Source organism: Xenorhabdus bakwenae (assembly GCF_030272115.1).
Lineage (GTDB): Bacteria > Pseudomonadota > Gammaproteobacteria > Enterobacterales > Enterobacteriaceae > Xenorhabdus > Xenorhabdus bakwenae.
This window is the reverse complement of the sequence record NZ_CP119194.1, coordinates 1,816,292-1,837,359: the sequence shown is the minus strand read 5'-3', so window position 1 is coordinate 1,837,359 and position 21,068 is coordinate 1,816,292. Positions and strand designations below refer to the sequence as shown.

The window sequence follows — 21,068 nt, the reverse complement described above, 5'->3', positions numbered from 1 at the left end:
TCAACCATTCATAAATCTGTTTTTTCAGCTTGATTTCGGGACAATTATGAGCAAAAGCACCGCTGAGATCCGTCAGGCGTTTCTTGACTTTTTTCATACTAAAGGGCACCAGATAGTGCCAAGCAGCTCGTTGGTGCCAACCAATGATCCAACATTGTTGTTCACCAACGCAGGGATGAACCAGTTCAAAGATGTCTTTTTAGGATTGGATAATAGGCCTTATTCTAGAGCAACAACGGCTCAGCGCTGTGTTCGTGCGGGCGGTAAGCATAACGATTTAGAAAATGTGGGTTATACAGCCCGCCACCACACTTTTTTCGAAATGTTGGGTAACTTCAGTTTCGGCGATTATTTTAAGCAAGATGCAATTAAATACGCATGGGAGTTACTGACCAGCGAAGCATGGTTTAACCTGCCAAAAGAAAAACTGTGGGTTACTGTCTATGAGACAGACGATGAAGCGTATGACATTTGGCATAAAGAAGTCGGGGTTCCAGCAGAAAGAATCATCCGTATAGGCGATAATAAAGGTGCACCATATGCGTCAGATAATTTCTGGCAAATGGGGGATACTGGCCCGTGTGGCCCTTGTACGGAAATTTTCTACGACCACGGTGAACATATTTGGGGGGGGCCTCCAGGCAGCCCAGAAGAAGACGGTGACAGATATATTGAAATTTGGAACATCGTTTTCATGCAATTCAACCGTCATGCCGATGGCACTATGGAGCCGTTGCCAAAACCTTCCGTTGATACCGGCATGGGACTGGAGCGTATCACAGCCGTCTTGCAACACGTTAACTCTAACTACGAGATTGACCTATTCCAAAGCTTAATTGCTTCGGTTGCAGAAGTGACAGGAGCGACAGATCTTACCAATAAATCTTTGCGTGTTGTTGCAGACCATATCCGTGCATGTGCGTTCCTGATTTGCGATGGGGTTATTCCATCCAACGAAAACCGTGGCTATGTACTTCGCCGTATCATTCGCCGTGCTGTTCGTCATGGCAATATGTTGGGGGCAAAAGAGGCCTTCTTTTACAAGCTCGTTGCACCATTGATTAAATTCATGGGTGCGGCGGGTGAAGCGCTGAAACAGCAGCAGACTTTGGTTGAGCAGATATTAAAAACCGAAGAAGAACAGTTTGCTCGTACTTTGGAACGTGGTTTGCAGTTGCTGGATGAAGAGCTGGCTAAATTATCTGATGATACGCTCGATGGTGAAACCGCTTTCCGCTTGTATGATACCTATGGTTTCCCTGTTGATCTGACTGCGGATGTTTGCCGCGAACGTAATATCAAAGTAGATGAAGCGGGTTTTGATGCGGCGATGGAAAACCAGCGTCGTCGTGCTCGTGAATCCAGTGGCTTTGGTACTGATTACAATGAACTGATCAAAGTTGATGGACGCAGTGATTTTTGTGGTTATGAGCATAATTCACAGCAAGCTACTGTTATTGCTCTCTTCCGCAATGGCCAAGCCGTTGAGCAAATTCACGCTGGTGAAGAAGCAATTATTATACTTGATAAAACGGCATTCTACGCTGAATCTGGTGGACAGGTTGGTGATACGGGTAAATTGTCGAATGACAATGGGGTATTCGACGTCGTCGATACACAAAAATATGCTCAGGCAATAGGGCACATTGGTAAATTGATCAGTGGTAGTTTGAGCGTTAATTATACAGTTAATGCTGAAATTGATGGGGGGCGCAGAGGTCCGATTCGTTTGAATCACTCAGCGACCCATTTATTACATGCGGCATTACGTCAAATTTTGGGAGAACACGTTGCCCAGAAAGGTTCTTTGGTAAATGATAAGTATCTGCGCTTTGACTTCTCTCACTTTGAGGCGATGAAGCCAGAACAGATCCGTCAAGTCGAAAACTTGGTGAATGAAGAGATTCGCAAAAATTCGCCAATTGTTACAGAATTAATGGAGCTGGAAGAAGCAAAAACCAAAGGTGCTATGGCGCTGTTTGGCGAGAAGTATGACGAAAAAGTGCGTGTACTTAGCATGGGAGGCTTTTCTACCGAACTATGCGGTGGTACTCATGCGAGTCGCACAGGTGATATAGGTTTGTTCCGTATAGCCGGTGAATCAGGTACAGCCGCAGGAATTCGCCGTATTGAAGCTATTACAGGGCAAGCTGCATTAAACTCTATCTATCAGCAGGCTGATTTACTGCAAGACATCGCTCATCTGGTGAAAAGTGATATCAGTAGTCTGAATGAGAAAGTGAGAACGACACTGGACAGAACGAAACAGTTGGAGAAAGAGCTGCAACTGTTGAAATCTCAGCAAGCAGTCCAGGAAAGTTCTTCCTTGGCAAACCAAGCCAAGGAAATCCAAGGTGTTCGTCTACTGGTGACACAATTAGGTGATATAGAACCGAAAATGCTTAGGACGATGGTTGATGATCTAAAAAATCAGTTAGAATCAGCAATTATTGTGCTTTCTACAGTGACTGGTGATAAAGTCAGTCTAATTGTTGGTATAACGAAGGATTTGACTGCTAGAATAAAAGCAGGCGATTTAATCTCTTTTGTTGCCCAACAGGTTGGCGGTAAAGGAGGGGGACGCCCTGATCTGGCTCAGGCTGGTGGGAGTGATATAACAGCTCTTCCTTCCGCATTAGCTAGTGTAGAAGAGTGGGTAACATTGCGGTTATAGTTGGTATTGCCGTGACAGCAGTGGCACCATGAAAGTATTTTTTTATGGTGCCAAATGTTTTTTGTTGTGAAATTGTTGAAATGTTGGGCACATACTTATATTTTAGCTATCCTATAGATATAGGAAATGTGTTCAAAACTGCTTATACTTTAAGTAGATATCATTGCTTTACGTTTTCACGGTGTTTGATGGATAATAGCGGGGAAACCTAGAGACCCGACTCTTTTAAATTTTCAAGGAGCAAAGAATGCTTATTCTGACTCGTCGAGTTGGTGAAACGCTCATGATAGGCGATGAGGTAACAGTCACAGTACTGGGAGTTAAAGGCAACCAAGTTCGCATTGGTGTAAATGCGCCCAAGGAAGTTTCTGTTCACCGTGAAGAAATTTATCAACGGATTCAGGCGGAGAAATCTCAGCCCACAACTTTTTAATTCAAGAATGGCGTCCACGCTTTTTTAAGACTTGGGCGCTACTCTACTCCCTTTTGTTTTCTTCTTTCTACTTCTCTTTTTATGTTTATCTCTTTTTTACACCTTGATTCTATTTTCTCATGTCTTTTTATTTTCTATCTGTTGAAAAAGCATCGTTCATGAGGCTATAGAGATGAATAATTATTTTCATAAACTTTAACGATCCTTAGACAATTTCATTGTTGATAAAACAGTCTCTTAGGTGGCAGATCAAGCATTTTGTGCGCTAAGTGTTCAGTTGGAAAAAAGTTTCGAAAAATTGTTTGACTTATCAGGCAGGGAAAGTAATATGTGCGCCATCGCAGCGACGAAGAGCTTGAAGAAAAGATTCGAAGAGCTACGAAGTGGAAACTTCTAAGTTGCAGGTTTTAAAAATGGTGAGGTGGCCGAGAGGCTGAAGGCGCTCCCCTGCTAAGGGAGTATGTGGTTAAGAGCTGCATCGAGGGTTCGAATCCCTCCCTCACCGCCATTAATATGCATCCATAGCTCAGCTGGATAGAGTACTCGGCTACGAACCGAGCGGTCGGAGGTTCGAATCCTCCTGGATGCACCATTTAAACACCGCGATTTTTTAGGTATCTCAATTCTAGTCAGGCAATCATTAGCGCCTGAGCAGAAATAGAAAACCGACAATGCATCCATAGCTCAGCTGGATAGAGTACTCGGCTACGAACCGAGCGGTCGGAGGTTCGAATCCTCCTGGATGCACCATTTAAACACCGCGATTTTTTAGGTATCTCAATTCTAGTCAGGCAATCATTAGCGCCTGAGCAGAAATAGAAAACCGACAACGCATCCATAGCTCAGCTGGATAGAGTACTCGGCTACGAACCGAGCGGTCGGAGGTTCGAATCCTCCTGGATGCACCATTTAAACACCGCGATTTTTTAGGTATCTCAATTCTAGTCAGGCAATTATTAGCGCCTGATCAGAAATAGAAAACCGACAACGCATCCATAGCTCAGCTGGATAGAGTACTCGGCTACGAACCGAGCGGTCGGAGGTTCGAATCCTCCTGGATGCACCATTTTAAAACCCCTGCTTTGATAAGGCGGGGGTTTTTCTTTTTATTTCCGTTCAAAAATCACATTTGTTTTATTAATTCTGTTTATAATTTGTGCGGAAGTGCATTGCTACCTCTATGTAATCAGCGACAACTTGACTTGTTTCATATAAAGTGAACTTTTAGTAATAATCTTTTAAACTCCACGGGAGGACAAATTGATCCCGGACGTATCAAAAGCATTGTCATGGTTAGAGGCAAACCCAACCGTATTAAACGGTATTTGCCGAGGCATTGAACGTGAAACATTGCGTGTTACTCCAGACGGTCATTTAGCTAAGACAGAGCATCCAAAATCACTTGGTGCTTCTTTAACGCATAAATGGATTACAACTGATTTCGCTGAATCTCTATTGGAGTTTATTACCCCTGTCGATAGTAATATAGATAGAACCATTGCTTTCCTTAAAGATTTGCATATCTATACCGCTCGGAATCTGAATAATGAAAAAATGTGGCCTTTAAGTATGCCATGTTTTATCGATGAAGAAGAAAATATCACTTTGGCTCAATATGGTACGTCTAACCTGGGCCGCTTTAAAACCTTGTATCGTGAAGGATTAAAGAGTCGTTATGGCGCATTAATGCAAACAATTTCTGGAGTGCATTATAACTTTTCTCTGCCAATGAGTTTTTGGCAGGCGTGGTTAGGTATTAAAGACGCTGAAACAGGAAAAGAGCAGATTTCAGATGGCTATCTTCGTTTGATCCGCAATTATTACCGCTTTGGCTGGGTGATCCCTTATTTATTTGGTGCATCTCCGGCAATCTGTTCTTCATTCTTACGTGGACGAAATACAGCATTATCTTTTGAGAAAACAGAAAGAGGGACTTGTTACCTGCCTTATGCGACTTCGTTGAGGATGAGTGACCTGGGGTATACCAACAAATCGCAAAGTGATCTGAATATTACTTTTAATCATCTTCATACCTATATAGAGGGGCTTAAGAAAGCAATTCATAAGCCATCTGAAGAATTTGCGGCAATCGGTATCAAAAAAGGAGATAAGTACTTACAGCTCAATACTAATGTTCTTCAAATTGAAAATGAGTTGTATGCACCCATTCGTCCAAAGCGAGTCACGAAAGAGAGAGAATCACCTTCAGATGCTTTATTGAGAGGTGGTATAGAATATATTGAAGTGCGTTCTTTAGATATTAATCCTTTTTCCTCTATTGGGGTCGATGAGACGCAAATTCGTTTTCTTGACTTATTTTTGATATGGTGTGCTCTGGCTGATGCCCCTGAAATGGGAAATGAGGAACTTGCCTGTTGTCGTGGAAACTGGAATAAAGTTATCTTAGAAGGGCGTAAACCAGGGTTGTCTATTGGTCTTGGTTATGGGGTTGAACAACAACCGCTTAAGATTGTGGGACAAGAATTATTCAGGGATTTAGAGCGAGTTGCTGAAGTCCTGGATGCCTGTTCAGGGACCCAATATCAATCAGTCTGTAAAGAATTGGTTAATATGTTTGAAGATCCATCACTAACGTTTTCAGCACGTGTCCTGGACAAGATGAAATCTCAGGGGATAGTTGGTTTTGGGTTGGAACTGGCAGGCCAGTATCATAACGAATTGATTGAAGAATATTATTCAATTTTGAATGATGAAAATTTTTCTGTTGAGCGTGAAGCTTCTGTGTCACGCCAGCATGATCTTGAACAGCATGATAACATGAACTTTGAAGGGTATTTAAAACTTCATGCTGGGCGTTAAAAAAAAGCCACCACAGGTGGCCAAATAAAATATCTTAGAGAATAGGGATGATAACAATTTTTGCGCGTCTTCATATCTTATGACTAGCCGAAAATGAAAAGGTTTCATTTATCTGAAAAAATCTTCGTAAAAAATCTGATACCTCAGGAGGTAGTATTATGCCTTTATTGGATAGTTTTACAGTTGACCATACTCGTATGGCTGCACCTGCTGTTAGAGTTGCCAAGACAATGAACACGTCTCACGGCGATACTATCACAGTATTTGATTTACGTTTTTGTGTTCCTAATAAAGCAGTGATGCCAGAACGAGGTATTCACACACTTGAGCATTTGTTTGCAGGTTTTATGCGCAATCATTTGAACGGTGATGGTGTTGAAATCATTGATATTTCTCCAATGGGATGTCGTACTGGTTTTTATATGAGCTTAATCGGTGCTCCAGAAGAATTGAGAGTGGCTGAGTCTTGGAAAGCGGCAATGGAAGATGTGCTAAAAGTTCAAGATCAGAATCAGATCCCAGAATTAAACATTTATCAGTGCGGTACATATGAAATGCACTCATTGAAAGAAGCTCAAGATATTGCTCAGCGTATCCTTGATTCTGGTGTTCGTGTCAATTATAACGATGAATTGGCACTGCCTGAAGAAAAACTGGTGGAGCTTCAAGTTTAGTTTGTTAGATATTGTATAAGATGCGGTATCTCAACGATTATTACACTTGGTTAAGTAGTCAGATCTGCTTTATATTATTGAGGGGCTAGCTTATTCTGCTAGCCCTGAATTGGTGTTCTTTTCTCTCTATATTTTTAAAATTATCAGATTTTTTAATTATTTTCCTTTGGTTACATAGACAGATTAGATTGAGTATTAATCCGAGTGTATTATAGCGGTTAACTTATTCACTGAATTAATTTTATACTTTATTCGTATTTGGGTTTATCTGCGTTACACGAACTTGCTTGATAACATTATCTTGCACCGCAAGAACCTCAAAATTGTATTTATTAATCTGCACGTTAGCGCTTAATTCAGGAATTTCACCTAGTTCTTCCAGAATCATTCCATTCATTGTCCTTGGACCATCTTCGGGAAGTGCCCAACCGAAAGCCTTATTTAATTCACGTATATTGGCTGTGCCATCAACCAGAACGGAGCCGTCACTTTGCGGCAGAACCTCTTCTGCCAGAGTTGGTGACATAGAAGTGGTAAAATCGCCGACAATTTCTTCCAAAATATCCTCGACAGTCACTAATCCTTGAATATCGCCATATTCATCAACGATCAGACCCGCTTTTTGTTTATTACGTTGGAAATTAATAAGTTGAATATTTAAGGGAGTGCTAACTGGGATAAAGTAGATTTTATCTGCGGCTTTGAGTAAATTTCTTTTTGTAAATTCTTTTTTCTCCATCATCAGTCGATAGGCTTCACGTACTCGGAGCATACCGATAGCATCATCAAGGGAGTCACGATATAACACAATACGTCCATGTGGGGAGTGTGTCAGTTGCCTGATAACGCACTTCCAATCATTGTTAATATCAATGCCGACAATTTCATTACGTGGGATCATAATGTCACCAACGGTGACTTTCTCAAGGTCTAATATTGAGAGCAGCATATCTTGATGGCGGCGTGATAGATTGACGTTTGGTTCATTTACAATTGTGCGTAGCTCGTCTTTACTGACAGCATCATTGCGGATATTAGCGGTTTTGATACCCAAACAGCGCATAAACAGCAAACTGATCTTATTAAATGACCAAACAAGGGGCAGCATAATTTTTTCTAGCGGGCGTAACAGGAAGCTACTTGGGAATGCAATTCTTTCAGGGTAAAGCGCTGCGATGGTCTTTGGCATTACTTCAGAAAAAATAAGAATAATGAATGTGAGTACACCTGTTGCAATGGCTACACCGGCATCGCCATAGAGTCGCATACCAACGATAGTAGCAAGAGAGGACGCCAAAATATTGACAAGATTATTACCGATAAGTATCAGGCTAATGAGTCTGTCTGGATAACGCAGCAGAGATTCCACCCTGCGTGCGGGATTGTTCCCCTGTTTAGCCAGATGGCGTAAACGATATCGGTTGATTGTCATCATGCTAGTTTCAGAGGCAGAGAAATAAGCTGAAACAATAACCATAACAACAAGAATTATAATCAGTGTGCTTGTTGAGACATTCTCCAAAACAGAATTCCTTCCTAATAATTATACAAATTAGCGATGATAAATTAACTTATTAATAAACCATCATTTCCTGTAATAGCCTGCTACCGAAAAAAGCCAGTGTTAGAATAAATGCGCCAATCAAATTGAACCAAATAACACGTTTGCCACGCCATCCTTCATGATAATGCCCCCAAAGCAAAATAACGTAAATAAACCATGCAATGATAGATAAAACAGATTTATGGATATTTTCTTTACTGAAAATATCATCCATGTACATGATGCCAGTACAGAGTGTCAATGTTAGTAAAATTACACCAACTTGGGTAATGTGAAACATTTTCCGCTCAATTGTCATCAATGGGGGAATACCCGAGGTAAATGTGAGTTTTTTCTTTTTAAGCTGATGATCCAACCAACCCAGTTGTAATGCATAAAGCGCGGCAATGAGTAAAGTAGCATAGCCAAGTAATGCCAGCCCAATATGAATAAATAATTCGATACTACCTTCAAGATGAGTAATAAATTCTCCCGGCATCATGCTAGCCAGTATCAAATTGATCATGGCGAAGCTGTAAACAATCGGCAGTAAAAACCATGCACGTCCACGGAAAGCAACGACTGTCATGATGATGCACATAAGCAAGCTAACAATTGAGCCTAAATTCAATAAAGTGAGATTTTGCCCGCTGCTAACATGAAAAATTTGGTATTTTAATGCAATCACGTGGGCGACTAACGCTACAACGGCAAAAGAAAGTGCCAGTTTTTGATAACTGTTTTGCTGGCGCAATAAACCTGGTACGATGAGCGTCAGACTAATGAGATAGGTAAGTAAAGCAATAATTGAAAATATCAGCATAACGTTTATCGTTTTCACAATGGAATCCATTGGGTATGGATTAAACCTGAAATTTAAGTATACCGCTAGCAGGAGTAGCCTCCAACCGTTGTTAATCATACTTGGGAATCTCTTTGCAGAGATCACATAATCATCGTGCTATAATTTGCGAAATTTGCCATACAGGTAGACCCACCTGTAGATATCTGAGCTGAGACAATGTTTGATAATTTAACTGACAGACTATCGCGCACATTGCGCAATATCAGCGGTCGTGGACGGCTGACTGAAGATAATATTAAAGATACGCTGCGCGAAGTTCGTATGGCTTTGCTCGAAGCGGATGTTGCATTACCTGTCGTGCGCGATTTTATTGCACGAGTCAAAGAAAGCGCTGTAGGGCATGAGGTTAACAAAAGTCTGACTCCAGGTCAGGAATTCGTCAAAATCGTTCAAAATGAATTGGTTACGGCGATGGGAGAGGTTAACAGTGAACTGAACCTTTCCACACAGCCTCCTGCGGTGGTTCTTATGGCTGGTTTGCAAGGTGCAGGTAAAACGACCAGCGTTGCTAAATTAGGTAAATTGCTGAAAGAGAAAAACAAGAAAAAAGTCTTGGTTGTTTCTGCTGACGTATACCGACCTGCGGCGATCAAACAGCTTGAAACCTTGTCTGAAACAGTTGGAGTTGACTTTTTCCCTTCAGATCCACAGGAAAAGCCTGTTGATATTGTCAATAAAGCAATCCAACATGCTAAGTTGAAATTCTATGATGTACTGTTAGTCGATACAGCAGGCCGTCTGCATGTTGATGAAGCTATGATGGATGAAATCAAAGCGGTTCATGCAGCTATTAATCCTGTTGAAACCCTGTTTGTTGTTGATGCAATGACAGGTCAAGATGCGGCAAATACAGCAAAAGCATTCAATGAAGCATTACCATTAACCGGGGTTGTTCTGACGAAAGTAGATGGTGATGCACGTGGCGGTGCTGCGCTTTCCATCCGCCATATCACGGGTAAGCCTATCAAATTTCTCGGCGTTGGTGAAAAAACGGATGCATTAGAACCTTTCCATCCTGATCGCATTGCATCCCGCATTCTGGGCATGGGAGATATGCTTTCACTGATCGAGGAGCTTGAAAGCAAAGTTGACCATACCCAAGCGGAAAAATTGGCGTCCAAACTGAAAAAAGGTGACGGCTTTGATTTAAGCGATTTTCTTGAACAGCTTAAACAAATGCGTAATATGGGCGGAATGGCTAGCATGTTGAACAAAATGCCGGGTATGTCGCAGATCCCTGATGCGGTCAAATCTCAAATGGATGACAAAATTCTGGTTAAAATGGAAGCCATCATTAATTCCATGTCGCGTAAAGAGCGTGAAAAACCAGAAATCATCAAAGGTTCCCGTAAGCGCCGTATTGCGATGGGATCGGGCACACAGGTGCAGGATGTCAACCGTTTGCTGAAACAGTTTGATGAAATGCAGCGTATGATGAAAAAGATGAAGAAAGGTGGTTTGGCAAAAATGATGCGAGGCATGAAAGGTATGCTGCCACCGGGATTTATGGGGCGATAATCAACAAAGTTGCGAAAGAAAATGTTCTTTGGATTGCTTTTTGCGCCAAAGTGAGTAAAATTTTCGGGCTTTTAAATGGACAACCGGACTCCATTCCTCGATGGAGTCTGGTTGTTTTGCTAACTAATGAGGATGTTATGGTAACAATTCGTTTAGCTCGTGGCGGCGCAAAAAAGCGTCCGTTTTATCAAGTAGTCGTGACCGATAGCCGCAATGCGCGTGATGGTCGTTTTATTGAGCGTGTTGGTTTCTTCAACCCAATCGCTTCAGGAAAAGCAGAAACTCTGCGTTTAGATCTGGATCGTGTCGAACATTGGATTGGTCTGGGTGCATCTGTGTCTGATCGTGTTGCTACACTGATCAAAGACGCTAAGAAAGCAGCTTAATCTGTCGCGGTGGTAACAATGAGCAAACAATCTGGTCTGAAGCACCCTGTTGAGCCAATTGTATTGGGGAAGTTAGGGTCTGCATATGGCATTCGTGGTTGGCTCAGAGTTTTTTCTTCCACCGAACATGCCGAAGACATTTTTGAATATCAACCGTGGTTTATTCAACGCTTAGGCCAGTGGCAACACATTGAACTGGAAGCATGGAAATATCATAACCAAGATATTATCGTCAAAATCAAAGACATTGACGATCGGGATGCGGCGAATTTATTCACTAACTGTGAAATTGTGGTGGATTGTGGCCAATTACCAGAACTGGATGAGGGTGATTATTACTGGAAAGACCTTATTGGCTGCCAAGTAATAAATACAGCCGGTTATAACCTTGGGACCATTCATGACATGATGGAAACGGGTTCTAACGATGTGATGGTAATAAAAGCAAACCTGAAAGATGCATTCGGTATCAAGGAGCGGCTGGTTCCGTTTCTTGATGGGCAGGTTATCAAGAAAGTCGATCTCGCTACCAAAACTATTGAGGTAGATTGGGATCCTGGTTTTTAATCTCCGGTAAAAACGGCTTAAATGAGTGGGACGCAGTATGTGGATTGGGGTTATTAGCCTGTTTCCTGAAATGTTCCGCGCAATAACCGATTACGGGGTAACTGGTCGGGCAGTAAAAAATGGCCTGTTGAGTATCGAATGCTGGAATCCAAGGGATTTTACCTACGACCGGCATCGTACTGTTGATGATCGCCCTTATGGCGGTGGTCCAGGCATGCTGATGATGGTGCAACCATTACGGGAAGCCATTCATGCAGCTAAAGCTTCTACAGGTGATGGTGCAAAGGTGATTTATCTTTCACCTCAGGGACGCAAACTCGATCAACAGGGAGTTTGTGAACTGGCAGCAAATGAGAAATTAATTCTGGTTTGCGGGCGTTATGAAGGTATTGATGAGCGTATCATCCAAACCGAAATTGACGAAGAATGGTCTGTCGGTGATTACGTTCTTAGCGGGGGGAGAGCTTCCTGCAATGACGATGATTGACTCGATATCGCGGTTTATTCCGGGAGTATTAGGGCGTCAAGCATCGGCAGAAGAAGACTCATTCGCTGATGGATTGTTGGATTGCCCCCATTATACTCGCCCTGAAGTGTTAGATAGTATGGAAGTTCCCCCAGTTTTGCTGTCGGGAAACCATGCAGAAATTAATCGCTGGCGAATGAAACAGTCGCTGGGCCGAACCTGGTTAAGAAGGCCCGAACTTCTAGAAAACCTAGCTCTGACTGACGAGCAAAGGATGTTGCTATCTGAGTTCCAACGGGAATATCAAGATCAGGCAACGAATTAATCCAGACATATCCCGCCGAAGGGATATCTTTGATATATCAGTTTACCTAGGGTAAGAGAGTTATTATGAGCAACATTATTAAACAACTTGAACAAGAGCAGATGAAGCAAGACGTACCTTCATTCCGTCCGGGTGACACCGTGGAAGTTAAGGTATGGGTCGTTGAAGGTTCTAAAAAGCGTCTGCAGACATTCGAGGGCGTGGTTATTGCGATTCGTAACCGCGGTCTGCACTCTGCATTCACTGTTCGTAAGATTTCTAACGGCGAAGGCGTTGAGCGTGTATTCCAGACTCACTCCCCAGTCGTAGACAGCATCAGTGTTAAACGTCGTGGTGCTGTTCGCAGAGCTAAACTGTACTACCTGCGTGAGCGTTCTGGTAAAGCAGCTCGTATTAAAGAGCGTCTGAACGCAAGATAATACGCTTTTGCTACATCCGAAAGTTATTAAAGGCCAGCGGATATGCTGGCCTTTTTACATTCTAAATCAGGAAACTTATTTTTTCAGTCGTAAGCCTGGTAAGGGCACAGTGAGTTACATAAACGTACTGACTAATACATACCCTACTGTACAGGCACCACTGACGCCAATCAATCCTGGTAAAAGAAAGCTGTGGTTGATAATGAATTTCCCAATTTTTGTTGTACCTGAACGGTCAAAACCAATACAAGCCAAATCGCTTGGATAAGTAGGCAAAACAAAATAGCCATAGGCGGCAGGGAAGAAAGCGATCAGAAGCTTAGGATCAACCCCAAGCTGTAATCCCATTGGTGCAATAGCTGTTAAGGCTGCGGCTTGGCTGTTAACCAGTTTTGATACTAAAAACAGCACAAGGGCATAAGTCCACGGCTGTGCCTGAACCACATCTTCCAGGATTAGTTTTAATTCACCTAAATGTGAGTGGAAGAAAGTATCGCTCATCCATGCCACACCAAAAACAGAAAAAATCGCAACCATACCTGCTTTGAACACGGCACTATTGGCGATTTCACTGGTTTTGACTTTACAGGCCATCAATATAATGGAGCCTGCAATTAACATCATCATCTGGATCACCAGATTCATGGAAAGGGGTTTTAGTGTACCTTTTACTTCAAAAGAAGGACGTAATTCGGTGAATGCACCGAGCAAGACTACAACGGCAATTGCGGCAAAGAAAACCCAGGTTGCCCAATAAGCCTGCTTAGGAAAGACTTGATCCAATAGAGTATCAGACCCACCATAAATAAACTCACGTTGCTTTGGATCTTTGATTTTCGCCTGGAATTCTTCGTCCTGATCAAGATCTTTTCCTCGACGTAGGCTCCATAATGCAGCAAGTATGACTCCAGTGAGTGATGCTGGTATTGAAACAACCAAAATGTCCAAGATCCCGTACGCCTGCCCAATACCATGACTGGCAGCAATAATTGACACCAAAGAAACAACGGCGACAGATACAGGAGAAGCGGTAATTGCCATTTGGGAAGCGACAGAAGCAACAGCCATTGGCCGTTCAGGGCGAATCCCTTTTTTCAAGGCAATATCGCCAATGATTGGAAACATGGTATAAACCACATGACCAGTACCGCAAAGAAAAGTGAGCATCCAAGTGGTCAGTGGTGCCAAAATGGTGATATGTTGCGGGTGACGACGCAGTAAGCGCTCTGCAAACTGCATCATAACATTTAGCCCACCTGCTGTTTGTAAAACGGATGCGCAACCGATAACAGCAAGAATAGTCAGCATTACATCAACGGGGGGTTTACCGGGTTCCAAACCAAAGACAAAAGTCAGTATAAAAAGCCCAATACCACTGATCAGTCCCAACCCCATTCCCGCATAACGCGTACCTATCAATAAGCATATGATTATTATAGTAAATTGCAGCGTTATCATATCTATCCTTAATAAATATTTGAAAAATAAATAGAAGTTGGTCATACCGATTTTTGTATCTGTATGACTTATAACTTCATTTGTAAGCTATTAGTCATAGCTTTAGATCTATTGGATATAGCTATTGTTTATAAATATTGGTTTATAGTTTCTTGGAAACATTAAAAACACATATTAATATTATTAGAATATTTATATAAAAATGAGATTGAGATCTTGTTTTTATTATTTGATTTATAAAGATATTTATTTGTGTAACAAATTATACGCAGATAGTTAATCAATTATTTCTATTTTGATGTTATTGTAAATTATTATTTACAATGCGTTAACTTTAATGATTGTTTATATATTTTGACATGAAAATAAAATTCAATGGCTTGTTAGTATCTCCACTATATCAATGGATCTTGCATTTTGATGTAAATTAATATTTACAGTTTGTGGGAAATATTTACGATTTTGGATTGTATTCTTTACGACTCATGGTATGTTATCCAACAGACACTTAGACACATATTAAACAGACAAGGCAGGTAGAAATGATCATGCAAAAAGACGCTCTGAATAACGTTCATATCCTTGATGAGCAAGTCCTCATCACACCGGAAGAGCTGAAACGGAAATATCCGTTGAATAGCCGTGATCGACATGCCATTACAAACGCGCGTAATACTATCGCTGACATTATTCAGCATCGTGATCCTCGCTTATTAGTGGTATGTGGTCCATGTTCAATTCATGATGTGGATGCAGCCTTGGACTATGCCCGTCGTTTGAAAGCGCTTTCTGCTGAATTGGGTGATTGTCTGTATATTGTTATGCGTGTCTATTTTGAAAAGCCTCGTACAACTGTTGGTTGGAAAGGGCTAATTAGTGATCCCTATATGGATGGTTCATTTGATATGGATGCGGGGCTGCATATTGCCCGTCGCCTGTTGTTGAATCTGGTAGAAATGGGATTGCCTTTGGCGAATGAGGCACTTGATCCCAATAATCCACAATACTTAGGGGATCTATTTAGCTGGTCAGCAATTGGCGCTAGAACAACTGAATCTCAAACTCATCGTGAAATGGCATCAGGGTTGTCTGTGCCAGTCGGATTTAAAAATGGCACAGATGGTAGTTTAAATACCGCGATTAATGCTATGAAAGCAGCAGCAATGCCTCATCGCTTTATGGGGATAAATCAGTCAGGTCAGGTTTGTTTGTTGCACACTCGGGGTAATCCGAATGGACATGTGATATTGCGTGGTGGTGCCGTGCCGAATTACAGTGCAGAACACGTTGCTGATTGTGAACGCCAAATGATTAAAGCAGGGCTGATACCATCACTGATGATTGATTGCAGTCATGGTAATTCCAATAAAGATTTTCGTCGCCAGAGTATCGTTGTGGATTCTGTTATTGAACAGATGATGTCCAAAAATCAATCCATCATTGGAATTATGTTGGAAAGCCATATTAATGAGGGCAATCAATCCTCCGAGCAGCCTCGTTCTGAGATGGAATATGGTGTTTCGGTGACAGACGCCTGTATTAACTGGCAGACTACGGAGCAAATATTGAGAAAACTGTATCAACAAATCGCTCCACATTTGGCTAATCGAAACATAATGATGGAAAAAGCAGGATAATCAATATGACGACAGAATTGTCACAATTAAGGACTCAAATTGATGAGGTAGATAAAACCTTATTATCGTTGCTGGCGAAAAGAATGGATTTAGTCGCGCAAGTTGGTGAAGTTAAAAGTCAACTCGGCTTACCGATTTATGATCCTGATAGGGAGGCTGCTATGTTGGCTTCCCGCCGTCAGGAGGCGGAAAATATGGGAATTCCGCCTGATTTAATTGAAGATATCTTGCGCCGAATTATGCGGGAGTCTTATGTCAGTGAGAATAACAAAGGCTTTAAAAAACTCGCCACTCATTTAGGACCTGTGGTCATTGTAGGTGGTTCAGGCAAAATGGGCCGATTATTCAGTCGATTGTTGACGTTGTCTGGCTATGAAGTCAGGGTGCTCGAAGCTGACGATTGGGATAACGCCGAACATATATTGGCTGGAGCAGGGATGGTGATCGTCAGTGTTCCCATTCACTTGACAGAGAAGATTATCCGTCGATTGCCTCCTTTACCAGAACAGTGCATTTTAGTTGATTTGGCTTCAATCAAACAAAGACCGTTAAGTGCGATGCTTGAAGTACATAAAGGGCCTGTTTTAGGGTTACATCCTATGTTTGGGCCAGATATAGGTAGCTTTGCGAAACAAGTGGTTGTGTATTGCGATGGGCGCTATCCAGAGTCATACCAATGGTTTTTGGAACAGATTTCAGTATGGGGAGCGAGGTTGTACCCCATCATCGCAGAGAAGCATGATAGAAATATGAGTTTCATTCAGGCGTTGCGTCATTTCACTACCTTCTCTTACGGACGATATCTTGCAAAGGAAGATATCGACTTACAGCAATTACTTTCGCTGTCTTCACCGATATATCGATTGGAGCTAGCGATGGTAGGACGATTATTTGCACAAGATGCCCAACTGTATGCTGATATTATTATGTCTAGTCCTGAAAATATTGCACTTATACGTGGCTATTACCAAAGTTTCGGGCAGGTGCTGGAAATTTTGGAACAACAAGATAAGTCAGCTTTTATTGAGAGCTTTAACCAAGTGAGTGGTTGGTTTGGTGATGAAGCAGCTCGATTTATGAAGGAAAGTCGAGTGCTTTTACAGCAGGCTAGTGACAACCGAGTATAGGTCTTATTTTAAAACCGGATAGAAACATCCGGTTTCGTTTTTTACTTTAGATAGGATCGATAGGAATGACATTTTCTGATGGGTAAGATCCTAACACTTTCAGCAAACGCGTAATTTCCGTCAATTCTTTCAATGCATGTTGCATTTTCATGGAGCGCAGATTGACTTGCACATCAATATAAAACATCTCTTCCCACGGTTTGCCGTTTATTGGGCGAGACTCCAATTTACGCATGGGGATATCATGTTTCTTTAGGATAATGAGAGCATCAACCAATGCTCCTGCTTGTTGTCCGGTTGACATAATAAATGTGGTTTTGGCAGGAACTTGATCGGATACGTCAATAGGTTTGCGGGCAACAACAATAAAGCGAGTGCTATTCTCTTGCTGATTCGCTAAATTATTTTCTAAAACATGTAATCCATAGAGAGTGCCGCCTGCTTCACTACCCAATGCGGCTATTTCTGGTGAGTTAAGTTCAGCCACTTTTTGCATAGCAGCAGCAGTGCTTTCACAATAGACAATATTCAAGTCAGGATATCTATTGAGATATTGGCTACATTGTTGAAAAGGTTGGGAATGGCTATAAACGGTTTTTATCCTTGAGATATCAGTTTGCCCGGCAATCAATAGACAGTGGTTGATTGGCAGAGTTATCTCTCCAACAAGGGATAAGGGGGTATGTTGCAATAAATCATAAACCTCATTGATTGCCCCTGAACTGGTATTTTCCAGTGGCAGGATGCCATAATCAGCCTGACCAATCTCAACCAGTGAGAAAATATCTGAGAATTTGTGACAACTGCACTCAACCAACTGATTAAAGTGACGAGCAGCAAATTGTCGGGCTGCAATATGAGAATATGAACCTTTTGGCCCTAAAAAAGTAATACGGGCAGAATCGTAAGGTGTCTGATTCAGATATTGTTGTAATAACGCCTGTTGGGTGAGAACAGAATCCTCAATGATCATCTGAAATAATCGTGTAATGTAAAATCCATCTAATCCGCGTAACTTTCCTTTATTTATCAATGTATTCAATAATTCTCGTTCACGGTTTTTATCTCGGATAGGGCGATGATCGAGCAGTTTTGTTTGGGCGATGTCACTGGCTAATTGTCGGCGTTTAGCAAGTAGATCCAACAATTCCGCATCAATATGACTAATTTCTTCTCGTAAACTCACTAAGTCTCTTTCCATAATATGTTCCTGACATTCTTATTATGAGTGTAGCCTGTGCATCATAGATATCTTTTTGATCAGTAAAACAAAAAACCTCCCTGTTGATGGGAGGTTTTTATTCGTCTTCTTAAATTTTCTTTGAAACGAATCAACCTCCTTATGAGAAGGTGGAAAAAAAGAAAAATAACAAAGACGGTTTGATAATCATTTGACCTGTTAGCATGCTACTTTATGGTTTCAATAATGTATTTTAATTAACCTATTTAGCTTGAAGTGTCAACAGGCAGTAAAAACGCGCTCATTGAGCGCGTTAGGGCAAAAATCAGGGGGGATTATACTTCTAAGTTGAGATTATTAGACTCTTTAACACTGTTATCTGTGCGGCGAGCTTCTGCTTTATGCTGCACTTTATTGAGTTGGCGCTCTAATTTTGTCAGCAGATCATTGATTGCTGCGTACATATCTTCATGTTTAGCGCTGGCCACTAACGTGCCATTCGGTGTGCCGATTGTGGCATCAACCAAGAATCCTTGCGGTTCTTTTGATAGTACGATATGTGGATTTATTAGATTAACTTGCCATTTGCTTAACTTACTTAGACGGTCTTCTACATGGCTACGAATTGCGGGGGTAATTTCCATTTGTTTGCTGGTAATGTTCACTAACATATAGTTACCTCTTTAGATGTTACTCCGTCTCTGGTGCATTCAGCATAGCGCCATTTTGTATAAAAAGAATGATCTAAATCACTTTTATTGAGTGATTTTGGCAGTAAGTGATGGAATTGTGATAGCCAGGGAAGATATGGAGAATATTTGTTGCGAAGAAAAGAGTTATGCGTCATTATTGGTCAGTTTTGGGATTATTAAATTACGTTATAATTACAAAGCTTTCATTGTTTTCAAGGTGAAAATATAGCCAAACATGACAAAAATTGCGCTAATGTATTCAGTTATTTTGTATAAATAATACACAGAGCAAAAAACAAGTCTTATAAAAATCACACTTTTAGTAGTGATATTTCTGACAATAACAACCCTGGCAACTTCAACGAGTAGATAAAAAACAGCAGCCATTTAGCTACTGTTTTTGCTCACTTGTTCAAATCTGATGGGATGAGATTTTATACAGGGTTGGCAGCGATCAGCTGTGCCACTTTATTGGCTTCAGCCGTCAATCCTAATTCTTTATAAGCTAACATCATATAAGGGAGTGCTTTCCGGGTTGGATTAGCATCAGGGTAGTCTCGTAGCATTTGTTCTACTCGATTGACAACAGCTACGTAAGCATTGCGTTTAGTGTAATATTGCACAACTGCAAGTTCATATTTGGCTAAACGCTCTTTGAGGAATATTAACCGCTTGGTAGCATCAGTTGAATATTGACTGTTTGGGTAATAGCGCACCAGTTGGTTGAAATCACGGAATGCAGCACGGGCATGTTCAGGATCACGATTTGAACGATCAATACCGAATAGCCCTTGTAATGGACTGTCATCATCCAGAGTTTGCGAAACCAAACCACGCATATAGAGTACATAATCGATATTAGGGTGGGTTGGATTCAGACGCATGAAACGGTCAATGGATGCGAGAGCCAGCGGGTATTCCGCTGATTTGTAATAGGCGTAGATCAGATCAAGTTGAACTTGCTGGGAGTACGGGCCAAAAGGATATCGGTTATCAAGGGATTCCAATTGTTTGATAGCCGATTTATAGTTACCTTCTTGCAGTTTTTCCTGCCCAATTGAATAAATTTGAGATGGCGGGATATCAGGAACAGCATCCTTATTGTTAGAGCATCCAGATAGAACCAGGCTCAATGTGGTCGCTGCCACCAGATATTTCATGCGAATCATCACGTGTTGATTATCCTCTGAGTGTTTTCTGGGAGACTGTCCGTGAAGCTCCCGGCAAAATATGAGTTACAATAGCACACTATTTTAAATGAAACGGCCTCGCCGTCAAAACTCAACGTAAAATATAGAAGTTATAATGGCACAACAAATCCGACTTAATGCAATAGTCGCTGAATCTCAGCTAGGTCAACGTTTAGATCAAGCATTGGCTGAATTGTTCCCTGATTACTCCAGGTCACGTATAAAAGAGTGGATCTTGGATAATAAAGTTCAAGTTAATGGCAAATTAATTAGCAAACCAAAAGAAAAAGTCCTGGGCGGTGAAGAAATTTCCGTTGACGCTATCATTGAAGAAGATACGCGTTGGGAGCCACAGAATATCGAACTGAATATTGTCTATGAAGATGACGATATTTTGGTCATCAATAAACCACGTGATTTGGTTGTTCATCCGGGGGCAGGTAATCCTGACGGTACTGTGTTGAACGCCTTGTTATATCATTATCCTGAAATTGCAGATGTTCCCCGTGCAGGTATTGTTCATCGTCTTGACAAAGATACGACAGGGCTAATGGTTGTGGCAAAAAACGTTCCGGCACAAACTCGTTTGGTGGAATCTTTACAATTACGTGAAATAACCCGTGAATATGAAGCGGTTGCTTTGGGATGTATGACGGCTGGAGGAACGGTAGAAGAACCTATCTCCCGCCATCCAACAAAACGGACACACATGGCAGTACATCCTATGGGTAAACCTGCTGTTACCCATTATCGTGTTATGGAACATTTCCGGGCGCATACCCGATTGCGTTTGCGTTTGGAGACAGGCAGAACACACCAAATTCGGGTGCACATGGCGCATATAAAACACCCGTTAGTGGGTGATCCTCTGTACGGTGGGCGACCTCGTCCCTTAAAAGGGGCTTCTGATAAATTTCGCGAGATGATGCGCAATTTTGATCGCCAGGCATTGCATGCAACCATGTTACGTCTTTACCATCCGATCACTGGAATTGAGATGGAATGGCATGCGCCATTACCGGACGACATGGTTAAGTTGATTGAAGTGATGAAAGCGGATGCTGAAACTTTCAAAGATGAGATGGATTGGTAGG

General features: G+C 41.7%; 17 protein-coding genes, 5 tRNA genes and 1 pseudogene. 17 read left to right on the top strand and 6 right to left on the bottom strand.

Going from position 1 to position 21,068, the window contains the following annotated elements:
- The first annotated feature begins 46 nt into the window (after positions 1 to 46).
- The 9 genes from alaS to luxS all read left to right on the top strand — a co-directional run bounded on the left by alaS (position 47) and on the right by luxS (position 6,601).
- Positions 47 to 2,674, top strand: a complete 2,628-nt coding sequence (gene alaS / locus PXH59_RS09440; protein ID WP_285811438.1) for an alanine--tRNA ligase — start codon at positions 47 to 49, stop codon at positions 2,672 to 2,674.
- 247 nt (positions 2,675 to 2,921) lie between these two features.
- Positions 2,922 to 3,107 (top strand): carbon storage regulator CsrA, encoded by a 186-nt coding sequence (gene csrA / locus PXH59_RS09435; RefSeq protein WP_010845367.1) that lies wholly within the window; start codon positions 2,922 to 2,924, stop codon positions 3,105 to 3,107.
- A 415-nt stretch (positions 3,108 to 3,522) separates the two neighbouring features.
- Positions 3,523 to 3,615, top strand: a tRNA-Ser gene (locus PXH59_RS09430).
- Positions 3,616 to 3,622: 7 nt separating this feature from the next.
- Positions 3,623 to 3,699: transfer RNA gene (locus PXH59_RS09425), tRNA-Arg, on the top strand.
- Positions 3,700 to 3,780: 81 nt separating this feature from the next.
- Positions 3,781 to 3,857, top strand: a tRNA-Arg gene (locus PXH59_RS09420).
- Positions 3,858 to 3,938: 81 nt separating this feature from the next.
- Positions 3,939 to 4,015, top strand: a tRNA-Arg gene (locus tag PXH59_RS09415).
- Positions 4,016 to 4,096: 81 nt separating this feature from the next.
- A tRNA-Arg gene (locus PXH59_RS09410) sits at positions 4,097 to 4,173 on the top strand.
- Between the two features lie 194 nt (positions 4,174 to 4,367).
- Positions 4,368 to 5,927 carry a glutamate--cysteine ligase gene (gene gshA / locus PXH59_RS09405; protein ID WP_285811432.1) on the top strand — a complete coding sequence of 520 codons (1,560 nt, stop codon included), beginning with the start codon at positions 4,368 to 4,370 and terminating at the stop codon, positions 5,925 to 5,927.
- A gap of 158 nt (positions 5,928 to 6,085) precedes the next feature.
- Positions 6,086 to 6,601, top strand: coding sequence for an S-ribosylhomocysteine lyase (gene luxS, locus PXH59_RS09400; RefSeq protein WP_047771889.1), 516 nt, complete (start codon positions 6,086 to 6,088; stop codon positions 6,599 to 6,601).
- A 241-nt stretch (positions 6,602 to 6,842) separates the two neighbouring features.
- Here luxS and PXH59_RS09395 read toward each other — a convergent pair whose 3' ends face one another.
- A complete protein-coding gene (locus PXH59_RS09395; RefSeq protein WP_285811431.1) occupies positions 6,843 to 8,123 on the bottom strand; it encodes an HlyC/CorC family transporter in 1,281 nt (426 codons plus the stop codon).
- Between the two features lie 52 nt (positions 8,124 to 8,175).
- Positions 8,176 to 8,967, bottom strand: coding sequence for a cytochrome C assembly family protein (locus tag PXH59_RS09390; protein WP_285811713.1), 792 nt, complete (start codon positions 8,965 to 8,967; stop codon positions 8,176 to 8,178).
- A gap of 198 nt (positions 8,968 to 9,165) precedes the next feature.
- On the opposite strand from PXH59_RS09390, the gene ffh reads away from it, so the two are divergent.
- The 5 genes and pseudogenes from ffh (at position 9,166) to rplS (ending at position 12,690) form a co-directional block, all read left to right on the top strand.
- Positions 9,166 to 10,527, top strand: coding sequence for a signal recognition particle protein (gene ffh, locus PXH59_RS09385; protein ID WP_285811430.1), 1,362 nt, complete (start codon positions 9,166 to 9,168; stop codon positions 10,525 to 10,527).
- Between the two features lie 137 nt (positions 10,528 to 10,664).
- Positions 10,665 to 10,913 (top strand): 30S ribosomal protein S16, encoded by a 249-nt coding sequence (gene rpsP, locus PXH59_RS09380; protein WP_047771885.1) that lies wholly within the window; start codon positions 10,665 to 10,667, stop codon positions 10,911 to 10,913.
- A gap of 18 nt (positions 10,914 to 10,931) precedes the next feature.
- Positions 10,932 to 11,480: a ribosome maturation factor RimM gene (gene rimM / locus PXH59_RS09375; protein WP_047771884.1), complete on the top strand. Its 549-nt coding sequence runs from the start codon at positions 10,932 to 10,934 to the stop codon at positions 11,478 to 11,480.
- Between the two features lie 37 nt (positions 11,481 to 11,517).
- A pseudogene (trmD, locus tag PXH59_RS09370) lies at positions 11,518 to 12,271 on the top strand (tRNA (guanosine(37)-N1)-methyltransferase TrmD).
- A gap of 65 nt (positions 12,272 to 12,336) precedes the next feature.
- The gene (rplS, locus tag PXH59_RS09365; protein WP_047771881.1) at positions 12,337 to 12,690 is read left to right on the top strand and encodes a 50S ribosomal protein L19; all 354 of its coding nucleotides are present in this window, start codon (positions 12,337 to 12,339) and stop codon (positions 12,688 to 12,690) included.
- A 114-nt stretch (positions 12,691 to 12,804) separates the two neighbouring features.
- On the opposite strand, the gene PXH59_RS09360 is transcribed toward rplS, so the two are convergent.
- Positions 12,805 to 14,148 (bottom strand): anaerobic C4-dicarboxylate transporter, encoded by a 1,344-nt coding sequence (locus PXH59_RS09360; protein WP_047771879.1) that lies wholly within the window; start codon positions 14,146 to 14,148, stop codon positions 12,805 to 12,807.
- A 542-nt stretch (positions 14,149 to 14,690) separates the two neighbouring features.
- On the opposite strand from PXH59_RS09360, the gene PXH59_RS09355 reads away from it, so the two are divergent.
- On the top strand, positions 14,691 to 15,785 hold the full coding sequence (locus PXH59_RS09355; RefSeq protein ID WP_047771878.1) for a 3-deoxy-7-phosphoheptulonate synthase: 1,095 nt from the start codon (positions 14,691 to 14,693) through the stop codon (positions 15,783 to 15,785).
- A 5-nt stretch (positions 15,786 to 15,790) separates the two neighbouring features.
- Entirely contained in the window at positions 15,791 to 16,912 is a 1,122-nt protein-coding gene (gene tyrA, locus PXH59_RS09350) for a bifunctional chorismate mutase/prephenate dehydrogenase (RefSeq protein WP_285811429.1), read from the top strand.
- Between the two features lie 46 nt (positions 16,913 to 16,958).
- On the opposite strand, the gene pheA is transcribed toward tyrA, so the two are convergent.
- The 3 genes from pheA to bamD form a co-directional block, all read right to left on the bottom strand.
- Positions 16,959 to 18,113: a bifunctional chorismate mutase/prephenate dehydratase gene (pheA, locus tag PXH59_RS09345; protein WP_285811428.1), complete on the bottom strand. Its 1,155-nt coding sequence runs from the start codon at positions 18,111 to 18,113 to the stop codon at positions 16,959 to 16,961.
- 314 nt (positions 18,114 to 18,427) lie between these two features.
- The gene (gene raiA / locus PXH59_RS09340) at positions 18,428 to 18,763 is read right to left on the bottom strand and encodes a ribosome-associated translation inhibitor RaiA (protein ID WP_285811426.1); all 336 of its coding nucleotides are present in this window, start codon (positions 18,761 to 18,763) and stop codon (positions 18,428 to 18,430) included.
- Positions 18,764 to 19,218: 455 nt separating this feature from the next.
- Entirely contained in the window at positions 19,219 to 19,953 is a 735-nt protein-coding gene (bamD, locus tag PXH59_RS09335) for an outer membrane protein assembly factor BamD (protein ID WP_285811711.1), read from the bottom strand.
- Positions 19,954 to 20,089: 136 nt separating this feature from the next.
- On the opposite strand from bamD, the gene rluD reads away from it, so the two are divergent.
- On the top strand, positions 20,090 to 21,067 hold the full coding sequence (gene rluD, locus PXH59_RS09330) for a 23S rRNA pseudouridine(1911/1915/1917) synthase RluD (RefSeq protein ID WP_047771869.1): 978 nt from the start codon (positions 20,090 to 20,092) through the stop codon (positions 21,065 to 21,067).
- The last annotated feature ends 1 nt before the right edge of the window (position 21,068 follow it).

Coding starts and splice junctions, on each gene's coding strand:
- PXH59_RS09355 (WP_047771878.1), top strand. CDS start 14,691: ATGATCATGCAAAAAGACGCTCTGAATAACGTTCATATCCTTGATGAG.
- luxS (WP_047771889.1), top strand. CDS start 6,086: ATGCCTTTATTGGATAGTTTTACAGTTGACCATACTCGTATGGCTGCA.
- ffh (WP_285811430.1), top strand. CDS start 9,166: ATGTTTGATAATTTAACTGACAGACTATCGCGCACATTGCGCAATATC.
- PXH59_RS09390 (WP_285811713.1), bottom strand. CDS start 8,967: ATGCTGATATTTTCAATTATTGCTTTACTTACCTATCTCATTAGTCTG.
- pheA (WP_285811428.1), bottom strand. CDS start 18,113: ATGGAAAGAGACTTAGTGAGTTTACGAGAAGAAATTAGTCATATTGAT.
- PXH59_RS09360 (WP_047771879.1), bottom strand. CDS start 14,148: ATGATAACGCTGCAATTTACTATAATAATCATATGCTTATTGATAGGT.
- rimM (WP_047771884.1), top strand. CDS start 10,932: ATGAGCAAACAATCTGGTCTGAAGCACCCTGTTGAGCCAATTGTATTG.
- tyrA (WP_285811429.1), top strand. CDS start 15,791: ATGACGACAGAATTGTCACAATTAAGGACTCAAATTGATGAGGTAGAT.
- rpsP (WP_047771885.1), top strand. CDS start 10,665: ATGGTAACAATTCGTTTAGCTCGTGGCGGCGCAAAAAAGCGTCCGTTT.
- alaS (WP_285811438.1), top strand. CDS start 47: ATGAGCAAAAGCACCGCTGAGATCCGTCAGGCGTTTCTTGACTTTTTT.
- raiA (WP_285811426.1), bottom strand. CDS start 18,763: ATGTTAGTGAACATTACCAGCAAACAAATGGAAATTACCCCCGCAATT.
- bamD (WP_285811711.1), bottom strand. CDS start 19,953: ATGATTCGCATGAAATATCTGGTGGCAGCGACCACATTGAGCCTGGTT.
- rplS (WP_047771881.1), top strand. CDS start 12,337: ATGAGCAACATTATTAAACAACTTGAACAAGAGCAGATGAAGCAAGAC.
- rluD (WP_047771869.1), top strand. CDS start 20,090: ATGGCACAACAAATCCGACTTAATGCAATAGTCGCTGAATCTCAGCTA.
- csrA (WP_010845367.1), top strand. CDS start 2,922: ATGCTTATTCTGACTCGTCGAGTTGGTGAAACGCTCATGATAGGCGAT.